Source organism: Streptomyces sp. NPDC058464, from assembly GCF_042721035.1.
Lineage (GTDB): Bacteria > Actinomycetota > Actinomycetes > Streptomycetales > Streptomycetaceae > Streptomyces.
In genome coordinates this window covers 155,828-173,215 of the sequence record NZ_JBHXMA010000003.1, presented here as the reverse complement: position 1 = coordinate 173,215, position 17,388 = coordinate 155,828, and the positions used below count along the sequence as shown (strand labels likewise).

Here is a 17,388-nt window from a genome sequence, read left to right as displayed (position 1 = left end):
GCGAGCAGGGCGGGCAGAAGACGCCGGACGGCACACAAGGGGGCGTGGACGACGTGAGATCAGCCCTCGGGAAGGGGAAAGTACCGCATATGACACGCCTCGCAACTCCCCCTCACCACGCTGGACTTCTGGTCGTGCAGCCGCTGCGGCACAAGCGGTGCGCGGCGTGCAGCCGGGGGCCGCTGTCGCTGCTGGTGGTGGAGGACGGGGTGCCGCGGTGCCTGGAGTGTGCCGATCTCGGGCATCTGGTGTTCCTGCCGCGGGGCGATACGGCACTGACCCGGCGGTCGCGGGAGGAGAGCACGCTGTCGGCGGTGGTGGTCCGGTTCAACCGGCGCAAGAGCCGGTACGAGCGGCAGGGCGTCCTCGTCGAGGAGGCCGCGCTGGCCCGGGCCGAGGCGCGGTGCCTGGCCGACGCCGAGGCACGGCGGCGGCGCCGGGCACGGGACGCGAAGCGGCGGGCGGCCGAGGACGTGCGGTTCACGGAGGCGTTCGCGACGGAGATCCTGCGGCTGTTTCCGGGCTGCCCGGTGGACCGGGCCCGGGCGATCGCGGCGCACGCGTCGGCGCGGGGCAGCGGGCGGGTCGGGCGGACCGCGGCCGGGCGGGCGCTGTCGGAGGGGGCGGTGGTCTCCGCGGTGGTGGCGGGGGTACGGCACGTGGACACGCCGTACGACCAGCTGCTGATGAGCGGGGTGCCGCGGTACGAGGCGCGGCGGCGGATCGCGCGGACGGTGGAGGCGGTGCTTCGGGGCTGGGAGGCCGGGGTGGAGATCCGCTTGACCGGGTGACGGCGGGCGAGGGGTGGGAGTCGGAACGGTTCGGGGCGGAGGCGGGGTCTGCACGGAGGCGGGGTCGGGACGGAGGCGGGCGTAGGGGGTTCCTGGTCGGATGTGTATGTGTACGGGTTTCACAGTCATGGGGAGGGGTGGTCCGTGGGCATGGACCTGAGTGGCGAAGGTGTCCAGGGGCGAGAGTGGATGTGGTGGTCGTGATCGACGGGCCGTATTACGTACTGGTCCTGCTGGGGGTGCTGGGTACCGGCCTGGTGGCGGGGGTGTTCTGCGGGTTCTCGGCCTTCGTGATGCGGGGGCTGGCCTCGCTGCCGCCGGCGCAGGGCGTCGCCGCGATGAACGCGATCAACCGGGCGGCCCTGACCCCGGCGTTCATGCTGCTGTTCGCGGGGTCGGCGGTGGTGTGCGCGATGATCGCGGTGGTGACGTTCGTGGTGTGGCCGGACAGCGGGAAGACGGAGTTGCTGCTGGGCAGCGGGCTGTATCTGTTCGGTTCGTTCGGGCTGACCGCGATGGCCAACGTGCCCCGGAACGAGGCGCTGACCAAGCTGGAGCCGGGCACCCCGGAGGCCGTCTCCTACTGGCCCGTGTACGTACGCGAGTGGACGCTCTGGAACCACGTGCGCACCGTCGTGTCGGCCGCGGCGGCGCTCGTCTACGTGCTGGCGCTGTCCTGAGGGAGACGTGGGAGCGGGCTGACCCCCGGCTGGCTTCCAGCTGAGGAAGCCCCGCCAGAAAGCGCTGTCAGCCACTCTGCGGGCGTCACCGAGCGGACGTATCGTGGCCGAAAGAGTGCCGCCCGCTGATGCACGGCCTGGGGCAACCGCACGCGAGGAAGACGACCATGGCCGATCCCAAGGGGTTCATGACCACGCCGCGCGAGGAGTGGCCGCGGCGGCCCGTCGAGGAGCGGGTCCGGGACTGGGACGAGGTGTACGTCCCCGGGGCGCTGCTGCCGATCATCAGCAAGCAGGCGGACCGCTGCATGGACTGCGGGGTGCCGTTCTGCCACGACGCGTGTCCGCTGGGGAACCTGATCCCCGAGTGGAACGACCTCGTGTCGCGGGAGGACTGGCGGCGGGCGAGCGACCGGCTGCACGCCACGAACAACTTCCCCGAGTTCACGGGACGGTTGTGCCCGGCACCGTGCGAGGCGGGGTGTGTGCTCGCGATCAACCAGCCCGCCGTCACCATCAAGAACGTCGAGTGCGCCATCGCGGACCATGCCTGGGCGGAGGGGTTCGCGTCACCGCGGCCGCCGGAGCGGCTCTCCGGGCGGACCGTCGCGGTGATCGGGTCGGGGCCGACCGGCCTCGCGGCGGCGCAGCAGCTGACCCGGGCCGGTCACACGGTCGCCGTGTACGAGAAGGATGACCGGCTCGGCGGGCTGATGCGGTACGGCATCCCCGAGTTCAAGATGGAGAAGCACCACCTGGACCGGCGGCTGGGTCAGATGCGGGCCGAGGGGACGAAGTTCCGTACGTCGGTGACGGTCGGGCGGGACGTGCGGGCGGCGGACCTGCGGGCCCGGTACGACGCGGTGGTGATCGCGACCGGGGCGACGGCGTGGCGGGAACTTTCGGTGCCGGGCCGGGAGTTGGACGGGATACACCAGGCGATGGAGTATCTGCCGCTGGCCAACCGGGTGTGCGAGGGGGATCTGACCGAATCGCCGATGTCGGCGGCCGGGAAGCATGTGGTGATCGTGGGCGGGGGTGACACGGGGGCGGACTGTCTGGGGACCGCGCTGCGGGAGCGGGCCGCGTCGGTGACCCAGCTGGACATCTACGCACAGCCGGGCGCCGAGCGGGACGAGGACCTCGAGCCGTGGCCGACGTATCCGAAGATCTACCGGCTGTCGGCGGCGCACGAGGAGGCGCGGGACCTGGAGACGGCGCCCGCGGCGGACGCCGACGCGCGGCTGTTCGCGGCGTCGACGCTCCGCTTCACCGGCGACGAGAGCGGGCACGTGCGGTCGCTCCATCTGGTGGAGGTGGACGAGGCGCGGCTGCCGGTGCCGGGGACCGGGCGGACGCTCCCCGCCGACCTGGTGCTGCTCGCGCTCGGTTTCTCCGGGCCCGACCGGGAGGACGGGCTCATCGACCAACTGGGGGTGGCGATGGTGCCGCGCGGCACCGTCGCCCGTGACGCGGGCTTCGCCACGAACGTGCGCGGCGTGTTCGCGGCCGGGGACGCGGCGCGCGGGCAGTCGCTGATCGTGTGGGCGATCGCGGAGGGGCGGGCGGTGGCGGCGGCCGTCGACCACTATCTGACGGGGAGTTCGCAACTGCCGTCGCCGATAACGCCGTACGACCGGCCGATGACGGTGTAGTCGCCGCGGGCGGGGCCAGGGGCCGCCGGCGGAGCGGGGGGGGTTCTCGGCCCTGGGGAGGACACGCGGCGTACTGCCGGGGGACGAGTCGGTCGGGGCGTTCTCCTTCCGGCTCACGAAATCCCTGCACGGTCGGCCGGAAAGTGGACTGCGGACGGCGTGGAGTCCAACGGCGGTGTGATTATGGGCGCAGGAGACGTGTCGCGGTCGGCCCGGAGGGCGGCGATCGTGAACGCCCCCATCCTTCGTTCCGTCGTCAGGCGCAGGGCCACCCCCGCGCGTCCCCCCTGTTGACGGCCGGTCCTGGAGGGTGTTGATGACGACGCTCGACGAACGTCATGGGCTGGTCGAGGCGCAGGGCCCCGTCGCCGTTCCGCTGGACCAGCCGCTCGCCGCACATCCCCTGCGTGCCGGTTCCAAGGCCGCCAACCTCGCCCGGGCCGCGAGTGCCGGGCTGCCCGTGCTCCCCGGATTCGTCGTCCCGGACGGCGCTCACGGCGACCCGGCCGCCCTGTGGCCGGCCTGGCAGGAGCTCTCCGAGGGAGGTGCCCGGCCGCTGGTCGTACGGTCCTCGTCGCCCCAGGAGGACACCGGTTCCTCGTCGCTGGCGGGGCAGTTCGCGTCCGTTCTCGACGTGTGCGGCTGGGCGGACTTCGGTACGGCGGTACGGGCCGTGCTCGACTCGGCGCGCCGCCCCGACGGAACCGTCGCGCCCATGGCGGTGCTGGTCCAGCCGATGCTGACCGCCCGCGTCGGCGGGGTGATGTTCGGGGCGGATCCCGTTGCGGGGCGCGCCGACCGGATGCTGGTGAGCGCGGTGCGTGGCGGGCCGGACCGGCTGGTCGGCGGTGAACAGGCCGGGAGCAGCTACTGGTTGAGCAGGCACGGGCGGCTGCTGCGGACCGAGCCGGCGGCGGCCGGTGACACCCGTGACTTCGGTGGCACACGTGATACCGGTGCCACCGGTGACACCGGTGTGGTGCTCACCCGCGGCGAGCTGCTGCGGCTGGCGCGGCTCGCGCAACGGGCGCGGCGGGTGTTCGGGGGGCCGCAGGACATCGAGTTCGGGTTCGACGGGGACGGGCGGCTGTGGCTGTTCCAGAGCCGTCCGATCACGGCGATGGCGGCCCGGCCGGCGCGCGGGGCGCGGTTACTCGGGCCCGGACCGGTCGCGGAGACCCTGCCGGGGCAGCTCCTGCCGCTGGAGGCGGACCTGTGGGTGGCGCCCATGGCCCGTGGGCTCGCCGCCGCGCTGGACATCGGGGGCAGTGCGCCGCGCCGGCTGCTGCGCCGGGGGCCGGTGGTGACGACCGTCGGCGGACGCGCCGCCGCCGACCTGCGCCTGCTGGGGGCGGCCCCGCCCGCCTACCGGTGGCTCGCCCTGCTGAACCCGGCGCCCGGGGCACGCAGGCTCGCGGCGGCCTGGCGGCTGGGCCGGCTGGCCGCCGCGCTGCCCGGCCTGGCCACGGACCTCGTGGCCGACGTCGACCGGCATCTGGCCGAGGTCCCGGCCCCGGTGCGGCTGCCCGCCTCCGGTCTCGTCGCGGAGCTGCGCTGGACGCGCGCGGCCCTGGTCCCGCTGCACGCGCAGGAGGTGCTCGCGGGCGCTCTCCTGCCCGAGCCCGCGAGGAGCCGTACCGCGGCGGGCGCGGCCCTGGCGGCCCTCGCGGAGACCCGGGCCGGGGGTGTCCCGGACGAGAGGGCGGCCGTGGCGGCCCCGGTGATCCTGGCGCTCACCGCGCCGGGCCTGCTGCGGGGCCCGGAACCGGGTCTGCTGCGGGGCCCGGGGCAGGGCCTGCCGGCCCGGCGGACGCTCCCGCCCGAGGGCGCCGAGCCTGAACCACCCGCCGAGCCTGAACCACCCGCCGGGCCCGAACCACCCGCAGGGGCCGAACCACCCGCAGGGGCCGCCGTCCCCACGGACCAACCGCCCCCACAAGCCGCGCCCCCCGCCCTCCCGCCTCGTGAAGCGCTGCGGCTCCGGGTCCGGTGGGTTCAGGAGTTGCAGGTCCGGCTGGTGCGGGAGGCGGCCCGGCGGGTGGGGGCTGGGCGTGAAGCGGGCCGGGCTGCTGCGGTGGCCGGAACTGGTCGCCGTACTCGAAGGCGCCGCGCTTCCCGCCGATGTCCACGCGCGTGTGCCGGAGCCCGAATCGCCGCCTCTTCCGGACGCCTTCCGGCTGGCGGGCGGGGAGGTGGTCGCCGAGCGCGCCGGAAGCGGTACCGCGCGTGGCGTGTCGGGTGGGCGTGCGGTCGGTACGGTCTGGGACGGGTCCGGGCCCCGGCCGGCCGACGCCGTGCTCGTCGTACGGACCCTCGATCCCGCGCTCGCCCCGCTGCTGCCCGGGCTGACCGGGCTGGTCGCGCAGACCGGCAGTGCGCTGTCGCATCTCGCCGTGCTGGCACGGGAGTTCGGGGTACCGGCCGTGGTCGGTGCGGCGGACGCGGTACGGCGGTTCCCGCCCGGGTCGCGGATCGGCGTCGACGGGACCGGTGGCGACGTACGGGCGGGAGGCGAATGATGCGGAGGATCGCCTATGTGTTCGGCGGGCTGGCCGCGGCGGGGGCGGGGACGTACACGGTCGTCTACCTGTACCGATGGCAGTGGCAGCGGGCCATCCTGTGCGGCGTGCTGCTGCTGGTCGTGGAGGTGATGCTGCTCGGCATCGTGCTGCTGGGACGGCTGACCCGGATCGAGGAGCGGCTGCGGGACGGCGAGCTGCGGCAGCGGGAGTCGGCGGCACGGCAGGAGGAGGTGCTGGCACGGTTGCGGGAGGCCGCGCCCGCGCACAGCTCCTCCGCCCGATTCCGCTGGCTGGAGGACACCGCGGACCGGACGTATGTCTTCGTGCCCGTCCTCATGGTGACCGGCGTCCTGTTGTCGGGGCTCGCCTGGCTGGTACAGCGGATCGCGTCCGTGACGGCCCGGCCCGCCGAACGGCGGCCCGCGGGACGACTGGCGGTCCTCGCCGCGCCCGGGCCCGGGCCCGACAGCACGGGCCGGGACACGGAAGACGACGCGGAAGATCTGGAGGACCTCCCGGCGCTCCCCCCGGCCGCCCGGGGCCGCACCGTTCGCCTGGCCGTCGGCGCGGTCGTCGGCGCCGCCCTGCTCGGCGGGCTGGTCGTCGGACTCGCCGATCTCACCCAGACACGCGAGCGGCACGAGAACGACAACGAGGCGACCTCCGTCCTCGTCCAGGTCGACACGCGCGGCGCCGGCATGACGGGCGAGCGGCGGGCGCTGGCCGCCCAGCAGGTGTGGGAGCGGTGCCGGGACTCCACCTCCGTGCCCTTGCGGCACGCGGCACTCGGCGACCTGGGAGGCGGCATGTTCGCCGGGGTCGTACGGCCCGCGCTCACCGAGCACGACCGTATGCGGCTGCGCGGCTGCCTGGAGGACACCACCCTCGACCGCGCCCACCTCACGGTCGTCGGCATCGGGGACGCGGATGCCGACGACGACTGACCCGCCGACGTGGACCACGCCCCACCCACGGACGTGAACACGGACAACTCGCCCGCCCGAGCCCCGGGTTACGATGCCGAAGCGCCCCCGTCCCCAAATCCCTCGAATCCCCCGAGTTCCCCGAGTCCCCCGGGTCGCCCATGGCCTTCGCGCTCCCCCGCTCGTTCCGACGCGCCCTCCCCCGCTCGCCCGGACGCGCCCTGCCCCGCCGCGTGCTGACGATGGTCCTCGTCGCCGCCCTCGGTTACGTCGCCCTGTGGGGTACCGGCACGCTGGGCGTGCTGGCCCTCTCCTTCTGGGCGCGCCAGGAGACCCCGCCGCCCGCGGGGGCCCGGGCCGTGCAGGGCATCCGGCACTTCCAGCCCGTGGACGCGGAGGAGCGGTTGTGGCGGGGTTCGGCGCCCTCGCCTGCGGGCTACCGGGCGCTGGCCGCCCGGGGGTTCACGACGGTGGTCGACCTGCGCGCGGAGGACCTGGGCGCGGACCGGTCGGCCGCGCCCGGGAAGGCCGGCCTGGCCGTCGTACGGCTGCCCGTGCGTGACGGGCAGACGCCGCGGCCCGCGCAGGTACGGCGGTTCCTGGAGGTGGTCGCCGACGCGCCCCGGCGGATGTGGTCCTGGCTGTGACGCCCGCACTGTGCGGCGTCGTCCACGGTGTGGTCCTGCCCGGTCATGAGGCGCTCCGTAGGCGTCTGACGCGGTTGATGATCAATTCAGCACCATTACAAAGAAGTTGAACAAAGAGGAACGAGGTACGGGGTACGAGGAGCGAGGAACAAGGAGAAAGAAGCAGGTTCAGGAGAGCAGGAAGTCGGCCTCCCCCGCCTTGGCGCCCTCGATGAAGGCCGTCATCTCGTCCGTGGTGTAGATCAGCGCCGGCCCGTCCGGGTCGGTCGACTGACGGACGGCGATCCGGCCGTCGGCCAGCTTCATCGCCTCCAGGCAGTTGCCCCCGTTGCCGCCGCTCCACGGCTTGTGCCAGCCCTCGCTGCCCAGTTCCCGGGCAGGCATGCCGTTGTAGATCCGCTCGGTGCGGTTCCGCGGCCCGGACTGGGGCTTTATTCGATCCATTCACAGCTCCTTGCGGAGATCCCGGAGGATCTCCTTCGTGCGTTGTGCCGTAGCGGCCTGCGCCGCCATGCGGTCCATGACCTCGAGGTGGGTCGCCACCTCGGTGCGCGCGTCCAGGTAGACGGCGCCGGTCAGGTACTCGCTGTAGACCATGTCCGGCAGTTCGGGCATGGCGAATCGGAACAGCACGAAGGGCCCGTACGTCCCCGGGTGCGGCCCGCTGGAGAACGGGGCGACCTGGAGCGTCACATTGGGCAGCTTCGTGACCTCGAGCAGTCGGTCGATCTGCGCGCGCATCACCTCCGGACCGCCGACGGGGCGGCGCAGGGCGGTCTCGTCCATCACCGCCCAGAAGCGGGGGGCATCGGTACGGGTGAGCAGTTGCTGGCGTTCCATGCGCAGGGCGACATGGCGCTCGATCTCCTCGGGCTCCGTCTGGCCGACGGCGCCCGACTTCAGCACCCCGCGCGCGTAGTCCTCGGTCTGCATCAGACCGGGCACGAAGTGCGGTTCGTAGGAGCGGATCAGGCTCGCCGCGCCCTCCAGGCTGACGTACATGGAGAACCAGCTCGGCAGGATGTCGTGGAACCGCTGCCACCAGCCGGGCTTGTTGGCGTCCTCGGCGAGCCGGACGAAGAGGTCGGCCTCGTCGTCGGTCACCCCGTAGGCCTTCAGGAGCAGTTGGAGGTACGGGATCTTGAGAGCGACCTCGGCCATCTCCATACGGCGGACCGTGGCGGGCGCCACGCGGAGCACGCGGGCGGCCTCCTCGCGCTTGAGGCCCGCGCGTTCGCGCAGGTCGAGGAGGCGCCGGCCGAGGACCACCTGGCCCACAGTCGGCGCGGACCGCGGCTCGCTCACGCTCCACCTCCACCAAGTTCCCTGGCCGGGCCCGCCCATCGGACTCGCCGGCGTCCTGGCCGCCACACACATGTACCGCCACGCACAAGCACAGCCGCGCACTGCGCGGCCACCCACATGCACAGCCCCGCAAAGCACGGCCACCCACATGCACGGCCATGCACATACACCGTCACGCACATACAGGTGTCACCCGGCATGCTGACAGCCCAGCGGCGCCATTCGAAGACTCATTCGAAGATCTGACGGAATGACCGAAATAGCCAATAAGGCCGATGTGACCAAACAGCCGGAACAGTCCCGCTTGGTCACATCAGTCGCATTGGCCGGATCGGTCCGCCGGATCCTCACTGATCCCAACTGGCGCCGCTCGACATGCTGTTGCGAGCAGTGTGCCACGGCCCTTCACCGCGTCACACAGCACTCTGCATATTTCAGAGTGACACTTGCCAAGTGTTCACGGCGGGGAGATAGTGGCAAGCGTGATTCCGTCCGCGCCCTTAGGAACAGACGCCGCCGCAGACCGTCTCGGTCTCGGTGCTGATGGGGGTCCTCCCGTGCGAACTCCTTCGAGCGTGGAGGAGGCAGCCGACCCGGGTGAGGGCACTGTCGAGCGCCGGTTCCGGTTCGAGCTGGCCGCTCATCCGGGTTCCCCCGCCCAGGCGAGACGCCTGGTGCGCGCCCGGCTGACCGGTTGGTCGGTCTGCGCGGACACCTGCGACACCGCCGCCCTCGTCATATCCGAGCTGGTCACCAACGCGATCGTGCACACCGCGAGCAGTCGCGTCGTGTGCGAGTTGCACGACCACGACGACACGGTGCGCATCGCCGTGCACGACGAAGGCTGTTCGCCCGACGAGCCCCACCCGTCCCCGCAGCGCCCTGAGGAGGAGCACGGGAGGGGGTTGCTCCTCGTCGACGCGCTGTGTCAGGCCTGGGGGGCTCAGGAGCACGGGCCCGGGCTGCTGGTCTGGGCGGAGCTGCCGCGCCAGACCGACGCCGCCCAGGACACCGCCGAGCCGCGCAACGACCTGGGCTGGGGTGCTCGCCCCGCTCCGGAGCCGTCGCACGGCTCGCCCCACGGGCCCGCGCACACTCCGGTGCAGCCGCCGTCGCCGGGCTCCGGCGCGGAGGGGCGGTCCGGGTCGCTGGGGCCGGTACTGGGGCCGGTGCCCCGGCGGAGGCAGCCATGACCGGCGCACCCGGCCCGGGCCGGTCGCTGGGCCTCGACACCCTGGTCCGCCTGAAGCGCGACCGGCGGTCGACCCTCGCGGGCGTCGCCGGCGGGTCGTTCCCGGTGCCCGAGGGCATGACGGCGCCGCTGGGCTGCGACGCCGTGGCCGTACCGGCGCGACTCGGGCCGCTCGTGGTACCGCGGCTGCCGCGGGTGGGGTGCGTGTACGCCGATGGCACGCACTGGTGGTGGATCGTCCCGTCGGACTCCGACGACGCCCTCACCTGGCCCGCCCCGGCCGACTACGGCCCGGGCGCCCCGCTCCCCCGTACGGCCCGCCTGATCCACCGCCCCGAGGGCACGGTGCCGTACACCCCGCCGATTCCGCTGTACCTCGCCCTGTGCCGGGTGACGGGGACGACACCGGAGTGGTCCCGCCCCCTGAGCGCGTGACGCTGCGCGGCTTCGGCCGAGAGGCGGGTGCGGCCGAGGAAGTTCAGGCCGGCTGATCACACCGGAGTCGTTCTCGGGCCGCAGTCGCTTTCGGGCCGCAGTCGCTCTCGAGCCGCAGTCGCTCTCGGGGCACAGTCGCTCTCGGGGCACAGTCGCTCTCGGGCCGGAGTCATGCTCCGGCCGCAGTCATGCTCTGACCGAAGACGCGCTCGCGCCGCAATCGTTCCCGCGTCGTGAATCCCCCGGGGTCGCCTCGGTCCGCTCCCCCGCGCACTCACCCGCGCACGCCCCCGCACGCCGCGAGCCTCGTCGCGCGCCCTGCCCGGTGGCGGCTCCGCCCGCGATAGTGGCCGTTCGTCCACGACCACGGCCACGGCCACCGCAACGGCCCCGGGGAGGATCGCGGTGAGGAAGAGGCGGGACACGGCGGCGCCCGAGGTGTCGGAGTCGGAGCAGCTGCTGTTCGGGGGACCGCTCCGCTACGACATGGGCTGGAGCCAGCACGGGAACGCCTTCCTGGAGCTGGGCTTCCGCGCCATGATGACCCGGCTGCCCGGCATGCTCGCGTCCAGTCTGCGGCTGGCCCGGCAGGCGGACGCCCGGGCCGCGCGGATCGTGCTGGCCTCGCAGGTGGGCGTCGGAGTGGCCCAGGCGGTGAGCCTGCTCGCCGTGAACAGCGTGCTGGGCCGGCTGATCGGCACCGGCACCATCGAGGAACGGCTGCGCAGCGCCGCCCCCGCCCTGGTGATCATGGCCGCCGTCATGTTCGTCGCCGCCCTGCTGCGCGCGGCGTCCACGTACGCCACCGGCCGTCTGGAACCCAAGGTCGAGCGGGTGGCGACCGAGATGTACCTGGAGCGGGCCGCGGCCGTCGAACTGGCCGCGATCGAGGACCACGACTTCCACAAGCTGCTGGACACGGCCCAGTACGGAGCCTCCTCGGCCCGCCGCATGATCATGTACGGCACCCGCGTGGTGAACGCGATGATCTCGCTGGTCACCGCGGCCGGTGTGCTGACCGTGCTGCATCCGGCCCTGCTCCCGCTGCTGATCACGATGACGATCCCGAGCGCCTGGGGCGCCCTGACCAACGCCCGGCGCCGCTACGAGTCGTTCCACACCTGGGTGCAGCACGCCCGCGCCGGCCACCTGATCAGCGGCCTGCTCACCGAGCCGGAGGCGGCGCCGGAGATCCGGGTGCACGGGGTCGGCCCGTTCCTGCTGCGGCACTACCGGGCGATGTCGGAGACGGCGGAGGCGGAACAGGCCCGGCTGGCCCGGCTCGCGGCCCGTACCGGCCTGATCGCGGCGGCCTGGACCGGCCTCGCGACCGTCGCCACCTACGCGACCCTGGGCGGGCTGCTGCTGAGCGGCGCGATGGCCCTGTCGGTGGCCGGTACGGCGGTGATCGCGATCCGTTCCGGCTCGGCGAGCCTCAACACCCTCGTGCTGGAGATCAACACGCTGCACGAGGAAGCGCTGTTCGTCGGCGACCTGGAGCGGCTGTACGTCGAGGCGGCGGACCGTGCGATCCCGGTCGGCGGCGACCCGCTCCCCGACGACCCGCGGGAGATCCGGTTCGAGAACGTCACCTTCGCCTATCCGAGTGATCACCCGGAGGATGCCACCCGTCCGGCCCTGGACGACGTCACGCTCACCCTCCCCCTCGGCCGGATCGTCGCCCTGGTCGGCGAGAACGGCTCCGGCAAGACCACCCTGGTCAAGCTGCTGGCCGGGCTGTACCAGCCGGACCGCGGCCGCATCCTGTGGGACGGCGTCGACGCGGCGCGGGCCGACCGGCACCGGCTCGCCGAGCGCATCGCCATGGTCGCCCAGGACTTCAAGCGCTGGCCGTTCACCGCCAAGGTCAACGTGGCGGTCGGCCGCTCGTCGGCGCCGCTCACCGACGAACGGCTGGCCGAGTCGGTCGCGGAGGCGGGCGCGGAGGAGGTGGTCGACGATCTGCCGCGCGGCCTGGACACCCTGCTGGCCCGCAACTTCAGCGGCGGACACGAGCTGTCCGGCGGCCAGTGGCAGCGGCTGGGCATCGCGCGGGCCGCCTACCGGCGCGGTCACATCCTGATCGTGGACGAACCGACGGCCGCCCTGGACGCCCGGGCCGAGCTGGAGGTCTTCGAGAAGATCCGCGCGCTGGCGGGCAACGGGCAGACGGTCGTACTGATCACCCATCGGCTGGCGTCGGTCCGGCACGCGGATCTGGTGCACGTCCTCGACCAGGGCCGGGTGGTGGAGTCGGGCACCCCCGACGAACTCCTGGCGAGCGGTGGTGTCTACGCGGAGCTGTACGCGCTCCAGGCGGACCAGTTCACGGCGAAGCTGCCGGTCCGCAAGGCCGGTTGATCCTTGAGCAGACCCCGACCAGACCCCGACCAGGCCTCGACCAGGCCCGACCATGCCTCGACTAAGCCTCGACGCCGCCGGTGCCGCGCACGATGACCAGGAACGTGTCCGTGGCCAGATCCATCACGACCTCGGCGGGCAGCCCTTCCAGCCGCCGCGCCTGCGCGAACTCCTCCGCAGGCCATGATCCTCGCGGTCCGCCTGCGGGAAAGCGTTCGAGCACGGTTCGCCCGTTCACCATCCTGCACCTCCAGAAATGCGTCGTACCTGTAGGAGTTAACGCTCTGGAGAACATGAATGGCTCGCCCGGTGACGCTACTGAGACATAGTCGACACGCCGTCGGCGCGGACGGTGAGGATCCGTTGACTTTCGGCCACTTTCGTGACCGACTGTGTCAGTCTTCGTACTCGTCGTGATACCGGACGCGGTCACTGCCCTCCGGCACCCGGCCGAGAGCCGTCAGGCCGAGCAGTGAGGTGGTCGGGCCGAGGCCGTCGAGACCGCGGTCGTACACCGAATAGGTGTGGAAGACCCGGTCGTGCTCCCGCAGGAAGCAGCTGATGCCGGGCCGTTCGACCGGTTCGTCGTCCACGACGATGGTCGCCTCGAAGTCGCGGTTGAAGTCGACGTCGTGGCCAGAGTCACTGTGGTACGAGGAGTACCAGGGCAGCGTCCAGCCCATCCGCGCCTTGAACGGCAGGATCCTGGTGAACGGCGCCCGGGAGACCACCGCGAACGCGGTGCCGCGCGCCCGCAGATGGGCGAGGTGGCCGACCTGGTCCAGGAAGGCGGCGCAGCCGGGGCAGCCGGCCTTCCACTCCGGGGCGAACATGTAGTGGTGGACGACCAGTTGGGGGCGCCCGTCGAAGAGGTCCAGCAGGGTCGCCTTGCCGTCGCCCCCTTCGAAGACGTACTCCGGGTCCACCTCGACCATGGGCAGCCGGCGCCGCTCGGCAGTCAGGGCGTCCCGCGCCCGCGTGAGCGCCTCCTCCTTGAGCAGTAACTCCGCACGCGCGGCACGCCACCGCTCACGCGAGACGATCTCCGGAAGCGACATGGGCCCTCCTGTACAGCGATCGGTTCCGGGTGGTGACCGCGGGAGGGCGGAGAACTCATCGGTGCGGCCGGAGTTTTTTCAGGCGAGCCACGGCGCTCTCCCGGCGAGCCACGGCGTTTTTCCGGCGAGCCACGGCGCTTCTCCGGCGAGCCACGGCGCCTTTTCAGCGAGCCACGGCCGGCGCGAGCGGAGCTCATCGCCCCGACGTACGGCGCGGTCCTCGGCCCGGGTGAGCCGAACCGCGCATCCGGTCCAGGCTCTGTCGCTGCGCGGCCCGGACGAGCACGCTGGCCGCACCACCTCCTGGAAGGAGCCCGGCATGCTCCTGGGCACCTGGAACCTCGAAAACCTCTACCGGCCCGGCAGCCCCTACGGCCCCAAGGACAAGTCCGCCTACGAGGCGAAGCTCGCCGCCCTCGCCTCAGTCATCGGCGCGCTCGACCCGACCCTGCTCGGCGTCCAGGAGGTCGGCGACCCCGACGCCCTGGCGGACCTGGCCGAACTGCTCGGCCCGAGCTGGCGGTTCACCCTCTCCTCGCATCCCGACGGCCGGGGCATCCGGGTCGGCTTCCTGGCCCGTGGCGAGCTGACGGTGGCCGCGGACACGGCCGCGTTCCCGGCCGGACTGCGCCCGGTGCAGACGGACGACTCGGGCGGGACCGCCACCGGGTCCGGACGCGGCTTCCTGGCGGTCACGGTCCAGGCCCCGGCCGGACCGCTCACGGTGGCGGTGGCCCACCTCAAGTCCAAGCTGCTGACCTACCCCGGCGACCGTTTCTACCCGCACGACGAGGGCGAGCGGGCACGCTACGGGGCGTACGCCCTCTACCGGCGCGCCGCCGAGGCGACGGCGCTGCGGGCTCTGGCGGACGAACTGCTCGCCGGACAGGGCAAGTCCCGCGACGTCGCGGTCCTCGGCGACCTCAACGACGAGGTGCAGGCGGCCACCACCCAGATCCTCCTCGGCCCGCCCGGCTCCGAACTCGGCACCACCGGCTACGACCACGCCGACAAGGGCGACGCCGTACGGCTCTGGGACACCGCCCCGCGCATACCGGCGGAGCAGCGCTACTCCCGCGTCAACTCCGGGCGGCACGAACTCATCGACCACATCCTCCTGAGCCACCGGCTGGTGCACCGGCTGGCGGAGGCGGGCACGGGCCTGCCGGGCACCACCGCAGCGCCGGACCTGCCGTCGGTGGGCGAGGATCCGGGGAAACGGCGCGGGGTCGCGGGCTCGGACCACGCGCCGGTGTGGGCACGGTTCACGGACTGAGACCGGGCGCCGCCCACACCCTGGACGCCAGCCACACCTTGGACGCCGCCCACACCCTGGACGCCGCCCACGCCCCGGGTGCCGACCAGCTGGGCAACTGCCTACGCGGCGACCGGCATCTGCGGCACCACGAGCCCGAGCCGCTGCCCGTCCCGCTCCAACTCGGCCGCGAGGTCTTCGAGTTGCCGGGTGTGGCGGGCGGTGAGCCGCCCCGTCTCGTCGAGGTGCACGGCGCACGCCGTGGTGGTGTCCACGAGCCGTTCGAGTACGGCGGCCACGGCGTCCGTGCCCTCGGTGTGCCGGGCGAGGGCGGGGAGTTCGGCGGCGGCGAGGGCGATCGCGGTGCGGGCCTCGGCGAGGGTGCGGTAGGCCTCGCGGCGCAGCGCCCAGCGTTCGCCGCGGTCGCCGGACCCGCTCAGCACGTGGTCGAGATAGGCGTGCGCGGCCCGCCCGGCCGACCCGAGGCGGGCCCGTACCCCGCCGCCCCGCTTCCCCGCCATCGGCAGATGGCCGACGATCAGCACGATCGCGCAGGCCAGCAGGGTCTCGCCGATGCGGCTGACGGAGGCCTGCGGTTCGCCGCCGACCATGACCAGGGCGAGCACGAGGACGGTGACGACGGCGGTCTGGGCGCCGAAGTGCCGGGTGGACACCGGGATGACCGCCCCGCAGACGGCCACCAGCACGATGAGCCCTTCGGGCCGGGGCAGTACGGCGGCGAGGCCCGCGAAGACGAGGGCGCCGAGCACGGTTCCCGCGGCCCGGCACAGCACCCGGGAGGCGAGCGGCCCGAGGTCGGGCTTGACGAGGAAGACGGCGGTGGCGGGCAGCCAGTACCAGTGCTGGTGCTCGCCGTACCAGCGGGCGTGGTGCAGGGCCTGGGCGATGGCGGCGCTGGCCCCGAAGCAGAGGGCGACCCGCAGCCCGTACTCCCGCCCGCCGCTGCCGAAAGCGGCCCGTACGAGGTCGAGGGCGGGGCGGCGCCTGGCCGGTGGCCGCTGCGCGCCGCCCCCGGCCCGGTCGAAGGTCTCCGCGGCGCGCAGCAGGGCGTCGTCGAGGGCGCGCAGCGCGGGCGCGGACCGCGAGGGTGCGGGCAGCGGCCCGGTGCCGCCGTTCGCCCGCACGGCGAGGGCGAGCCGCCGGGGTCCCTCGGCCGCCCGCGCGGATATCGGCTCCCCGGCCCAGGCGAGGGCGGTGGCCGCCTCGGCGAGGGGCAGGGCCGCGGCGTACTGGGCGTGCAGCCGGCGTTCGGCGGCGGAGCTGGCGTGCCGCCGCAGCCGGGGGCCGGTGAGCGCGTCCTGGGCGTGGTCGAGCGCGGCGGTGAGGGCGGCGCGCCGGGGGCCGGCCGTCTCGCCGCCCACCGCGTCGAGCAGGTCGGCGACGGCGTCGTACACGGCGGCGACAGCGTCCCGCTCCCCGTCGAAGCGGAAGTCACCGGCGAGCGCGCCGGGGGTGGGCAGGGCGAGCCGCAGCACGACCAGCCACCCGGCGCCCGCGAGAAAGGCGAGGGCCCGCTGCCAGCCCGCCTCGGCGACCGGCATCCCGGCGCCGATGGCGGCGGCGACCAGCAACTGCGTCCCGGCCCCGGAGGCGACGGTCCCGACGGCGCTCATGCCACCGGCGACCAGGCCGAGTCCGGTGAGCAGCAGGGTGAGGGGTACGGCGGTGAGGTGCTCGCCGCCGTACGTCCCGACGAGCAGTCCGAGCGCACCGGCCGCCGCGGGCACCCCGAGGCGCCGTACGGCGGACCGGCGGCTGCCCGGCCGGTCGTTGATCCCGGCGAGCATGGCGGCGATGGCGGCGACGACGCCGAGGGAGGTGCGGTGGAGCAGGACGGCGGTGAGCAGCAACGGTCCGGCGGCCAGCGCCCCTCGCGTCACCGCGCTCCAGGACACGGGCCCGCGCTGGGCGCGCAGGGCGTGGGCGAGCCAGGGCGGCAGGGCGATACGACGGGACACGGGGCTCCTGTCCGGACGAGGGCGGGGTGTGCCTTCGGGCGACGGTGGCCGGGCTGTTGGCTTCGGTGTCCACGGTAGATCGCGTTCCCGTACGAAAAGGTGCGTTCGCATTTCGCGGGTGTGACAAGTGCCCCGGAGAGCCGCGTTCTTTATGAACGCAATTCCGTACGGACCCGGTTCGGACCCGACTCGAACCCGATTCGGACCCGGCTCGGACCCGATTCGGACCCGGCTCGGGGCGGAACGCGAGCGGGCCCGGGGGCGTAGCCTGCCCCCGGGCCCCGGAATGCCGCCCATCGTCACACGCCGGCACACTTGAGAACCCGGGTCAGTCGTAAGGTCGCCGCGTCCTTCCTTTGGACCACCACGCATCGAGCTGCGCGGGCAGGACTTGAACCTGCATTTCGACGTACTGGGGCCCGGGCCCGGTCGATCCGGCGATCGGCGGCGAATGCTGAGTCTGGAGCGAGAGTCTGAGATTCAACGCGGCCCGCCCGATGTGCACGGCGTGCGTGGTGTGCACTTGTGGGTACGACCGCTCTTCACGACAAGGCTCAGCTTCAGCTTTGCGCTCCTCGCGCACCC

At 73.4% G+C, this 17,388-nt stretch carries 14 protein-coding genes and 1 pseudogene; 10 read left to right on the top strand and 5 right to left on the bottom strand.

Annotation, left to right across the window (positions count from 1 at the left end):
- Nucleotides 1–89: 89 nt before the first annotated feature.
- The 6 genes and pseudogenes from ACFWPQ_RS05875 to ACFWPQ_RS05850 all read left to right on the top strand — a co-directional run bounded on the left by ACFWPQ_RS05875 (nucleotide 90) and on the right by ACFWPQ_RS05850 (nucleotide 7,218).
- A complete protein-coding gene (locus tag ACFWPQ_RS05875; protein ID WP_384030334.1) occupies nucleotides 90–791 on the top strand; it encodes a DUF2293 domain-containing protein in 702 nt (233 codons plus the stop codon).
- Nucleotides 792–991: 200 nt separating this feature from the next.
- Nucleotides 992–1,471 carry a DUF1772 domain-containing protein gene (locus ACFWPQ_RS05870; protein ID WP_384030743.1) on the top strand — a complete coding sequence of 160 codons (480 nt, stop codon included), beginning with the start codon at nucleotides 992–994 and terminating at the stop codon, nucleotides 1,469–1,471.
- A gap of 167 nt (nucleotides 1,472–1,638) precedes the next feature.
- Nucleotides 1,639–3,126: a glutamate synthase subunit beta gene (locus ACFWPQ_RS05865; protein WP_384030332.1), complete on the top strand. Its 1,488-nt coding sequence runs from the start codon at nucleotides 1,639–1,641 to the stop codon at nucleotides 3,124–3,126.
- A gap of 316 nt (nucleotides 3,127–3,442) precedes the next feature.
- Nucleotides 3,443–4,195 (top strand): annotated as a pseudogene (locus tag ACFWPQ_RS05860) (PEP/pyruvate-binding domain-containing protein); the annotation flags it as partial.
- An 895-nt stretch (nucleotides 4,196–5,090) separates the two neighbouring features.
- On the top strand, nucleotides 5,091–5,645 hold the full coding sequence (locus ACFWPQ_RS05855; protein ID WP_384030740.1) for a PEP-utilizing enzyme: 555 nt from the start codon (nucleotides 5,091–5,093) through the stop codon (nucleotides 5,643–5,645).
- Nucleotides 5,646–6,732: 1,087 nt separating this feature from the next.
- The gene (locus ACFWPQ_RS05850) at nucleotides 6,733–7,218 is read left to right on the top strand and encodes a hypothetical protein (protein ID WP_384030330.1); all 486 of its coding nucleotides are present in this window, start codon (nucleotides 6,733–6,735) and stop codon (nucleotides 7,216–7,218) included.
- 168 nt (nucleotides 7,219–7,386) lie between these two features.
- Here the strand turns inward: ACFWPQ_RS05850 and ACFWPQ_RS05845 are convergent, their stop codons facing one another.
- Entirely contained in the window at nucleotides 7,387–7,662 is a 276-nt protein-coding gene (locus ACFWPQ_RS05845; RefSeq protein ID WP_089100964.1) for a DUF397 domain-containing protein, read from the bottom strand.
- Entirely contained in the window at nucleotides 7,663–8,523 is an 861-nt protein-coding gene (locus ACFWPQ_RS05840; protein WP_384030328.1) for a helix-turn-helix domain-containing protein, read from the bottom strand.
- Between the two features lie 473 nt (nucleotides 8,524–8,996).
- On the opposite strand from ACFWPQ_RS05840, the gene ACFWPQ_RS05835 reads away from it, so the two are divergent.
- From ACFWPQ_RS05835 to ACFWPQ_RS05825, 3 genes are all read left to right on the top strand, one after another.
- Nucleotides 8,997–9,716, top strand: a complete 720-nt coding sequence (locus tag ACFWPQ_RS05835) for an ATP-binding protein (protein ID WP_384030326.1) — start codon at nucleotides 8,997–8,999, stop codon at nucleotides 9,714–9,716.
- Nucleotides 9,713–10,150 (top strand): hypothetical protein, encoded by a 438-nt coding sequence (locus ACFWPQ_RS05830; protein ID WP_384030324.1) that lies wholly within the window; start codon nucleotides 9,713–9,715, stop codon nucleotides 10,148–10,150. The genes ACFWPQ_RS05835 and ACFWPQ_RS05830 overlap by 4 nt, the downstream gene beginning before the upstream one ends.
- A gap of 486 nt (nucleotides 10,151–10,636) precedes the next feature.
- On the top strand, nucleotides 10,637–12,511 hold the full coding sequence (locus ACFWPQ_RS05825) for an ABC transporter ATP-binding protein (protein WP_384030737.1): 1,875 nt from the start codon (nucleotides 10,637–10,639) through the stop codon (nucleotides 12,509–12,511).
- 61 nt (nucleotides 12,512–12,572) lie between these two features.
- Here the strand turns inward: ACFWPQ_RS05825 and ACFWPQ_RS05820 are convergent, their stop codons facing one another.
- Nucleotides 12,573–12,752: a hypothetical protein gene (locus tag ACFWPQ_RS05820; RefSeq protein ID WP_384030322.1), complete on the bottom strand. Its 180-nt coding sequence runs from the start codon at nucleotides 12,750–12,752 to the stop codon at nucleotides 12,573–12,575.
- A gap of 154 nt (nucleotides 12,753–12,906) precedes the next feature.
- Entirely contained in the window at nucleotides 12,907–13,569 is a 663-nt protein-coding gene (locus ACFWPQ_RS05815; protein WP_384030320.1) for a DUF899 domain-containing protein, read from the bottom strand.
- 319 nt (nucleotides 13,570–13,888) lie between these two features.
- On the opposite strand from ACFWPQ_RS05815, the gene ACFWPQ_RS05810 reads away from it, so the two are divergent.
- Nucleotides 13,889–14,845 carry an endonuclease/exonuclease/phosphatase family protein gene (locus tag ACFWPQ_RS05810; protein ID WP_384030318.1) on the top strand — a complete coding sequence of 319 codons (957 nt, stop codon included), beginning with the start codon at nucleotides 13,889–13,891 and terminating at the stop codon, nucleotides 14,843–14,845.
- A 101-nt stretch (nucleotides 14,846–14,946) separates the two neighbouring features.
- Here the strand turns inward: ACFWPQ_RS05810 and ACFWPQ_RS05805 are convergent, their stop codons facing one another.
- On the bottom strand, nucleotides 14,947–16,803 hold the full coding sequence (locus ACFWPQ_RS05805) for an FUSC family protein (protein WP_384030316.1): 1,857 nt from the start codon (nucleotides 16,801–16,803) through the stop codon (nucleotides 14,947–14,949).
- Nucleotides 16,804–17,388 lie beyond the last annotated feature (585 nt).